This window comes from Planktothrix sp. FACHB-1355 (genome assembly GCF_014748295.1).
GTDB classification, from domain to species: domain Bacteria; phylum Cyanobacteriota; class Cyanobacteriia; order Cyanobacteriales; family Aerosakkonemataceae; genus Aerosakkonema; species Aerosakkonema funiforme_A.
The window spans coordinates 1-8,641 of sequence record NZ_JACJUP010000164.1 but is presented as its reverse complement, the minus strand read 5'-3'; the positions used below and the strand labels follow the sequence as shown (position 1 = coordinate 8,641).

At 47.1% G+C, this 8,641-nt stretch carries 7 protein-coding genes; 1 reads left to right on the top strand and 6 read right to left on the bottom strand.

Going from position 1 to position 8,641, the window contains the following annotated elements; genetic code table 11:
* Positions 1–485: 485 nt before the first annotated feature.
* The 5 genes from H6S82_RS09975 to H6S82_RS09955 all read right to left on the bottom strand — a co-directional run bounded on the left by H6S82_RS09975 (position 486) and on the right by H6S82_RS09955 (position 6,163).
* The gene (locus H6S82_RS09975; protein WP_190472776.1) at positions 486–683 is read right to left on the bottom strand and encodes an NblA/ycf18 family protein; all 198 of its coding nucleotides are present in this window, start codon (positions 681–683) and stop codon (positions 486–488) included.
* A gap of 308 nt (positions 684–991) precedes the next feature.
* Entirely contained in the window at positions 992–1,726 is a 735-nt protein-coding gene (locus H6S82_RS09970) for a PP2C family serine/threonine-protein phosphatase (RefSeq protein ID WP_190472773.1), read from the bottom strand.
* A 31-nt stretch (positions 1,727–1,757) separates the two neighbouring features.
* Complete coding sequence (locus tag H6S82_RS09965; RefSeq protein WP_322111999.1) at positions 1,758–3,566, bottom strand: AarF/ABC1/UbiB kinase family protein; 1,809 nt, start codon at positions 3,564–3,566, stop codon at positions 1,758–1,760.
* A gap of 380 nt (positions 3,567–3,946) precedes the next feature.
* A complete protein-coding gene (locus tag H6S82_RS09960; RefSeq protein ID WP_190472770.1) occupies positions 3,947–4,303 on the bottom strand; it encodes a DUF6825 family protein in 357 nt (118 codons plus the stop codon).
* 99 nt (positions 4,304–4,402) lie between these two features.
* Positions 4,403–6,163, bottom strand: coding sequence for a serine/threonine-protein kinase (locus tag H6S82_RS09955; protein WP_322111998.1), 1,761 nt, complete (start codon positions 6,161–6,163; stop codon positions 4,403–4,405).
* Positions 6,164–6,316: 153 nt separating this feature from the next.
* Between H6S82_RS09955 and H6S82_RS09950 the strand changes: the two genes are divergently transcribed.
* On the top strand, positions 6,317–8,194 hold the full coding sequence (locus H6S82_RS09950; protein WP_190472766.1) for an iron uptake porin: 1,878 nt from the start codon (positions 6,317–6,319) through the stop codon (positions 8,192–8,194).
* A 102-nt stretch (positions 8,195–8,296) separates the two neighbouring features.
* Here H6S82_RS09950 and H6S82_RS09945 read toward each other — a convergent pair whose 3' ends face one another.
* The gene (locus H6S82_RS09945; RefSeq protein WP_190472764.1) at positions 8,297–8,635 is read right to left on the bottom strand and encodes an S-layer protein; all 339 of its coding nucleotides are present in this window, start codon (positions 8,633–8,635) and stop codon (positions 8,297–8,299) included.
* Positions 8,636–8,641: the final 6 nt, after the last annotated feature.

Below are 8,641 nucleotides of genomic sequence, written 5' to 3'. Positions count from 1 at the left end.
TTCTTCGCTAGGCCAGTAGCATATCATGCTTGCCTATATATTTTTGGGTAACAGAGGTAGCGCTGCGATCGTCGATTGGCACTACCTCTAAAATTTTTGTTCGCGAATTATATAACTGGGTCTAGGGTCTTGGCAAAGAAAAGCCTCGAATCAAGGGTTAGCAGAATTAATAACGTCCTAACAACCAAAAGAAACCCCGTTTGTGGGACTATTTTACCAATACTCTAGCAACAAATAAATATTTTTCATCTTTATTAAGAATTCCAGCATTGATAACTGTCGATGTTTCTCTCGATTGACTATAAGAAACGAACAACATCCATGTCATCTCAAAATTTCGATCTGGTCAACTGCTGTGTTTAAACCCACACCAGTCCACTAACAAAGGTCATAAACGAATAGAGTTGACGCCCCAGCATCCCCAGCTTCTTTCCCCTCGGAACAAAGCAAGAGAAGGAGGTCGCCCACTGCGACATCAGTAAGCTCTACTCAAAGTGAGGGTTTGATTCCAAGCCCCATTGGTGCTTCAAAAGATTCTGATAGGTCGCTTCGCGCACTACCATTTGTTCGTAGAGCTTGACTAAAAAGTCTTGTGCTTGCTCCAAGTTCATTTTTTCAACCTGGCTCTTAAAGGAAAAGATGCTGAATTGTTGTTCGAGAGACAGTTCGATGGGTGAATTCATAAGTAAATCCTACAAAAGATATAGTGCGGACTTATGGTTTGCTAATACCTCTACCAGGGAGGTTGAGACATAACCGTTTCGGTTATTAAGTCTATATTACAAAAGATAACAATCGTTTGACAAATTGCACATACCTCCTAAGTTGGTACTTCTAGATCCATAAGATAGATATGTCGCTCCGGAAGTTCCATATCGCCTAATGGTATTTTTAGCAAGTTCTCAAATAAAAAATTGCTCAGCATGAACAAAAAGCTTAGGTGAAAATACCTAAGCTTTTGTATTTATTCTTATAGGAATATCTATTAGCTCTACTTATCAGTAGAGGCTTCTATTGCCACAATCACCACAGTGATGTTGTCTCGACCACCTTGTTCTTTAGCTGCGTCTACGAGGTCGCAAGCTGCTTGTTCCCAGAGAGGGGACTGGAGGTAGGAAGAGATCGCTACATCAGTAAGTTCTTCAGTCAATCCATCGCTGCACAGCAAAAGACGATCGCCCACTTGCACATCTAGGGATTGTATTTCTACCTGTGCTAAATCCTCGCGACCCACACACTGAGATAACATATGTCGCCAAGGATGAACCCTTGCTTGCGCTGGACTGAGGACGCCAGCTTTGAGCGCACGAGCCACCCAAGTATGATCTTCAGTAATTTTTTCCAGCTTTGCGTCCCGCAGCCGATAGAGACGAGAATCACCCACATGAGCTGTCCAAGCTTCTTGTCGCCTAAACAGCACCACCACTGCTGTTGTGCCCATATCCGAGCGTTCCGGATGTTTTTGCTGATCTTGGACGATCGCCTGATTTGCCTTCCAGAAAGCTGCCTCCAGCAGATCTGGCGACTTTTCCTCCGAATCCCAATGTTCGTTTAGGTAGGACTTAATTGTTTGGGTCGCAATCCAACTTGCTTCTTCGCCCCCAGCGTGTCCGCCCATCCCATCTGCAACGATAAAAAATCGCCCATCGGGGTCAACATAGAAAGCATCCTGGTTCACCAGACGAACACGTCCGGGGTCAGAAAGACCCGTGAAGCGACTTTTCATAACTTAGTTACTATCATTAGAGAGGCAAGTATCAGAACATACGCTCGTATTTGTCCATCCGTCTAAGTAGGCGGAACAAAGCCACAGCTACTGTAGCCGCAATTATAGCAGCGATCGCAGCCAGCACTACTTTATTATTAACAAATAAGATCGTAGCTGACAGAGTAAAAGCGCTGATTATTAAAGCATAAGTCGTTCCCATCTGAGAGCTGCTGACCCGGCGGAGAATCCGGTCTGTCTCAGTCGAACGAACGCGCACGCGCAGATCGCCCCGCTCCAATTTTTCTAGAGTCTCCTCTATGCGGCGGGGTAACCCCAAAGCTGTGCTACTAACCTGAGCCGCTTGACGACCTAGTTCTCCCAGTAGGCTGTTAGCGGGATCGAAACCATTTCCTTCGGTCATAAGCTGCATTGCAAAAGGTTTGGCAACTTCCATAAAATTGAATTCGGGGTCTAAACCTTTCCCCACACCTTCCAAGGTGGAAAAAGCTCGCATCACAAACGTGAAGGTAGCGGGGAAACGAAACGGCTGGTCGTAAGCAATTTCATAAAGATCGTCAGTAATCGCCGCCACTGACTGATTTTCAAACGGCTTATCCATGAAATTATCCAGCATATACTGGATCGATCGCCGCACTGGCCCCATATCTTCTATAGGTGAGAGGGCCCCCAACTCTACCAGAGAGCTAACTACGCGATCCGCATCTTTTTGGGCAATGCCGAACAGCGTCTCCATCAGCTGCTCGCGGATGTTGGACTTAATCTTACCCATCATACCGAAATCGTAGAAAATCAGCGCACCGTCTGGGCTAGCTGCAATATTGCCAGGGTGAGGATCGGCGTGGAAAAAGCCATCGTTGAGGAGTTGTTGCAGGTAAGCTCTAGCACCCATTTGGGCTAAAGCTTTGCGATCTAAACCAGCCGTTTCCAGAGCTTCGTAATGACTGATTTTGATTCCTGGCAAGTATTCCAAAGTCAAAACCCGTGGTGAGGTGTAGCGCCAATGCACGCGAGGCACCTTTACCCAATCTTGACCTCGAAAATTGCGGCGGAAAGTATCGGCATTGCGCCCTTCATTCAAATAATCGATTTCTTCCCAAAGAATGCGGCAGCACTCTTCGTAAATTCCCAACCAATCTCGACCGCGACCCCAATCAGGATGGTTTTGAAAGTAGCGGGTAATTCCCCTGAGAATTTCCAGATCGATCGTAAACAGCTTTACCAAACCCGGTCGCTGCACCTTCACTACTACTTCTTCACCCGAATGCAGCTGGGCTTTATGTACCTGTCCCAAGCTAGCTGCTGCCAGGGGAATGCGGTCAAAACTGCGGTAAAGTTCCGGTACTTTTTTCCCCAAGTCTTGTTCGATAATCGCCTCAGCTTGCTCGTACATAAAAGCGGGCACTTTATCTTGGAGTTTGGTCAGTTCCTCTACGTACTCGGCGGGGAACAAATCCGCACGAGTAGAGAACAACTGGCCGACTTTGATAAAAGTTGGCCCCAAATCCAGAAAAGTTTCCCGAATCCAGATGGCTTGCTTTCTGCGCCTTACAGCTTTTTTGGCATCGGTCATCCCACCTGGATAGCTCCAAGGTTTACTGTCGAGCCACAGCTCGAACAGTAGGGTTAACACGAAAGCCCAAATGTCAAGAAAGCGGCGATGACGAGAGTAATTTTCTCGATTCCAACGGTAGGCTTTGTCACTATAAGGTTTTCCTGTAGCCTGCGACCAGGCTATTTGCTTTGGGAAGGCAACACCTTCGGCGCGATCGCCCTTTTCAGGGGACGGACGACTTTTATATCGCTTCGGCATGACCGGCTCATCAGACAGGGCAGACACTTCGGGTTTCCAAATTTAGAGACATTCACTGCTCCGAAAAACTTACCTAAATCTAACTAAACTTGTTAATTCGATTTAGTGTTTTCTTCCTGCTTCAACCAAGGATGTCGGCATCTTCTTGTCCGCAGGCGTTAAGTTCAGGTCGAGCCGACCTTACTTTTTCTTCAGGGGCACGATCCAAAATTATCGAGGCATTTAAATCCCTGTCCATAACGTCCTATGGGAGGCAGGAGCGATTGCAGAGGGTAGCCCCAATCTCTTCTACTATACAGGCGTTGCGCGATAAGGGTATTTACCCAGGGCCAGATTTGCCAACAACAATCCCACGGTCGATCGCCGTGGGAGGGTCGCAAAAGATTTTTGGAAGTTCGATCGAAGTTTCAAAGAGAACGGCTGCGATAGCGTTGCAATTCTGACCGCATTTGAGCAATTTCTGCCCTCAGTTCGTCAATGGTAGCTTGCAGGTCTCCAGATGGGGAACCCAGACCCAGTGTCGCGTCGGCGTAGCGTGTGCCCTGCCCAGTTGGGGCAGTCGTCCGCCCCTGCATAGTGGTTTCTTCAGATCGATTAGCTCGTTCGATCGCTTGGAGTGTGAATTCTCGCAGACGCTCCCGTTGCTCGGCATCAAATTTGCCAAATTCGCTCACAGCGTTGGTAAGGGCTTGTTCTAGCTGTTCGTAGAGCGCTTCGGCAATAGCTCTGCCGACAAAAAAGGCATGAAGCTGATTATTGCTCATCTTTTTTCCTAGCTGGAGACACTCGACATTGTTTGATGCTTTCTATCCGCCAAAATTATAGCTTGCTGTGAGATCTCCTGCCTTAGTCCTAAGTAACAACTAAGGCTCTTGGGTTGATTCTGTGGATGGTGCTGCTCCCTCCGACGCAGGTATCGGCGGTAATGGCTGAACAACTGCGGGTGGTGGATCGGATGGCTCCTTTGCTGGTGCAGGTTCTGGGTTAGCTACAGTTGCCGCTGGGGTCGCCGCTGGTGAGGGCGCTACTTCTAGTGTGGAAACCCCTGTGGGATTCTCGACAGGAGTAGGATTGGGTGTAGCGACAGCAGGCTGTGCTGGTGCTTGCGCCGCTGGCAAAACCGCTGGTGATGCTGGTGCGACGGCTGCTGGTGATGGTGCTGGCGCAGCAGTCGATGGGGGAGTTGGTGTTGGTTGAGGAGAGGCTTTAGAATTGACAGCCTGCGGCGATCGCACTCTCAATTTTGGTTTGTAACGCCGTGGCGGAGTAGTCGCCTTTTGCTCAACGGTTGGGATAGACGATCGAGAGTTAGATCGAGAATTAGATTGAGAATTCGATGACGATTCTTGCTGGGAGTTTGGTTCGGGGGTTGATGGGGGTGGCGCAGTCGGTACAGATGTAGGCCAATTGTTGGTGGGAGGAAAAGATTGCTCTTCCTGCAAAATCGGTTTGCCAGAATTACCGAAGCGCAAAGTTAAACCAAAACCGATACCGACGATCGCTCCTATTGCTGCTGTAATTGCAAATACTCGCAATCCCTTCAGATCGAATTTCTTTGGATGGGGAATCTGTCCGTTTTGCTGTTCGGCTTCTTCACCCGTTGGCGGTTCTGTAACTGCGGACAAAGAAACTGTGGGTTGGCTGAGTTGAAATCTGCTTTTAGGTAAAAGATTTAACCAAGCTTCTACGGTTTGCGGACGCCGTTCGGCTTCCATCTCCAAACCGTGCATAATCGCCTGCTCAACCTGTTGGCTGAGGTTGGGTTGCAGTTGTCTTGGTTTGGGGAGAGGAACGCGATCGCGCAATGCTGCCGGTACTGGCGGTTGACCTACCAGCAAGGTATAAAGTGTCGCTGCTAGAGCGTAAATATCGGTAGCTGGACTGCGCCTGCCTCTGGGCAGATATTGTTCGATCGGCGCATACCCGGCTGATAAAATACCTGTGTGAGTTTGAGTTACCCCAGGCGTAAATTCGCGAGCAATACCAAAATCTATCAGAATTACCGTCTCTGTACCTTCGCGCCGAATAATATTTTGCGGTTTAACATCCCGGTGGAGCAACCCATTTTGGTGGACAACACTAAGAGCCGATCCAATTTGACAAATATAATTAATAGCTTGAGCTTCCGGTAAAGGTTGGCCTTGTTTGAGTAAATCTGCCAGCGTGGGGCCAGGAATATAATCCATGACGATAAAAGACTGCCCAGCCTCTTCAAAAAAATCTAGCACCCTGACAATATTCGGGTGCTGGCACTTGGCTAGTCGCTGAGCTTCGGCGACGAACTGCTCCTGAAATCTTTCAAAATTCTCATGTTGGCGCAGATTTTCATGCAGAGTTTTGATCACCACAGTTTGACCCAGATAGCTGTGGGTAGCTTTGTAGGTGATGCCAAATCCACCCTGGCCAATGGGGGCATCGAGAATGTACTTGCCATTTTGAAGCACTTTGCCAGCCATTATGTTCATGGGTAAAGTCACTCGACGCGAGACAATGCCAGTTTTCCATGATAATCCTACTGCCATCCAGCTGACTGAGAACTGCCGTGCGCGATCGAGATGGGTGTTTTGAATTTTATGTAGCAAAAATAACACACTTTGATAGCGCGACTTTGTTAAGTTTGCCACAAAGCAATTTTAGCTCGGGCATTTGGTGAGTTAATATTTCTCATCAGCGTCAAATGCCTGAGTAATAAATGGTGCTAAGAAGCCCGATTGCCATCGTGGTGAGGCACGGACTTTGGAAATGTCAGTTGACTGGATTTTTAGGTGTGAGGAAATATGCAAAAATTGTTTTGGCAGACTTTGTTGTTTAGTCCAGCAATTTTAATTGCTGGTTGTGTAATATCTTGTGAAGCGATCGCACAAGAAGTAGAACCAAACCTGGTGCAAGCAAACAGCAGCTCGCACCAACAAGTCTTGGATCTCAGTCAAGACTTAAAACTTATTCACTCCATAGATTCGATCGATCGCCAGCAAGTTCCCCGCCCTTTAAACGGTGAAGCCATAGCACAGATTGCGCCACTTTCGGAACTATCTCCAGAACCGATAAATTCTCAACCAGCGCCTGCCAACCGAAATAAAAAAAATCCTATGGGGCAGGTAACATCTGTTTCCCAACTATCTGACGTTCAACCGACAGACTGGGCATTCCAAGCGCTGCAATCCTTGGTGGAGCGTTACGGCTGTATTGAAGGATATCCCGATCGCACCTACCGGGGCAACCGCGCTATGACTCGGTACGAATTTGCCGCCGGATTAAATGCTTGCTTAAATCGCATTCAAGAACTGATCGGTACAATCCGTCAGGACGTTAGCGCTGAAGACTTAGAACGCATCAGGCGTTTGCAAGAAGAATTTCGGGCCGAACTCTCCACCCTGCGGGGTCGCGTAGATGCGCTGGAAGCACGCACCGCCAGACTGGAAACCCAGCAATTCTCCACCACTACCAAACTAAGCGGTCTTGCCAGCTTCAATATCACCACAGCTAGTATTGCCGGCGATAAAGTCAAAGCCGAAGGGTTAAATACTTTCGCTGCCACGCGACTAGACGATAACACACCATTTGTCAGAGAAGCAGACGACCCCCAAACTACTTTAAGTTACGTAGTGTGGCTCTCATTCAACACCTCTTTTACTGGCAAAGATAATCTGCTAATCAACCTAGCGGCAGGAAATGGAAACTCACCTGTAAATGAGATTGCTTCCGCCGGTCAATTCAACACAACTGGTGTTAATTTTTTCGACCAGACTGCTGGGGCAAATCCGAATCAAGTAATTATTCGCGATTTAGTTTATACCTTCCCAGTCAGCAACAATCTGCGTTTATCAATTGGCCCAAGAATAAATTGGTATTCTCGTTTTGACGATAATGCTTTTACCCTACCTTTCAATACGGGTTCGACTTTTAACGCAATTAACGGCACTTTTTTAACCTACACTAAGCGCGGCGCAGGAGCTATAATTGAGTGGAACATCAGCAAACAATTTGAATTGCGTGCTGGCTATCTGACAGAGAGTATTGAATTTTTGCCGGGTGTTCGTCCAGCATCCGATCCGAACAGGGGTTTGTTTAACGGTGCCGATACAATTACCGCCGAAGTCACATTTAAACCCGTTAAAACTGCCAATTTACGCCTGCTGTACCAGCGTAGTAATATTTCTAGAAATCAAGACGGACAAATTGCTTTTCAGCCTATTGTTGGGGTAGCGGATGATGGTTTTGGCGGACGCCTCCACGATGCCACTTCGGATACTTTTGGGGTTAACTTTGATTGGTTAATTACTAGGGGCTTTGGTATCTTTGGACGCTATTACTATACCAGCGCCCATTTAGATCCCATTACGCCTGGAAGAGAGGATGGAAATATTAACGCACAAAATATTCAAGCGGGACTTGCTTTTCCAGATTTAGGCAAGCGCGGCGCAATGGCGACGATATCGTTTGTTGTGCCTTTTGATATTTTGGATGGTCGCGAATTCCTTGTATCTGGTGGTGGCAATGGTGGTACTCAATACGATATTGAGTTGGGTTACTTCTTTCCCGTAACTGAGAACATAGCCGTTGTTCCAGCTTTGTATATCATCAACAACATTAACAATTTTGACGATAATCCCACTGTTTTTGTCGGCAATTTGCGAACTCAGTTTCGCTTTTAACGAGCAGTTGTTAGTTGTCATTTTAACTAAGTAATGTTTAGATTATTAAAAATATCTAAACATTACCAATTGAGAAAATGGTTAGAAAAAACAAGAGTGAATTTAAAATGTCATATCCCTTGAGGGTAAGACCGATCGCTGTTGCGTATTATTCCTCAATTTTTCAATAACTTCGGGAGGGGTATTTGGGCCGATCGCACCGCAGTAATACAGGTTCATTACTGCTTTAAAAGCCCAATCGTTGGGCGATACGTCAGTGAAGGGAATTGGCAGAGTATCGGCGCGATTTTGTACGCAAGCGTTGAGAACTTGTTCTGCTGTTGGCCGCGCTTGGGCTGTCTGTCTGTCGGAGTCGAGCGGTTGGGAGTTTTGCGCTTGTGCAAGATTTGCTAAGCAAAGGGGAGCCAATATTGTGGCAAATGCGAACATTTTTAATTGCATACACTT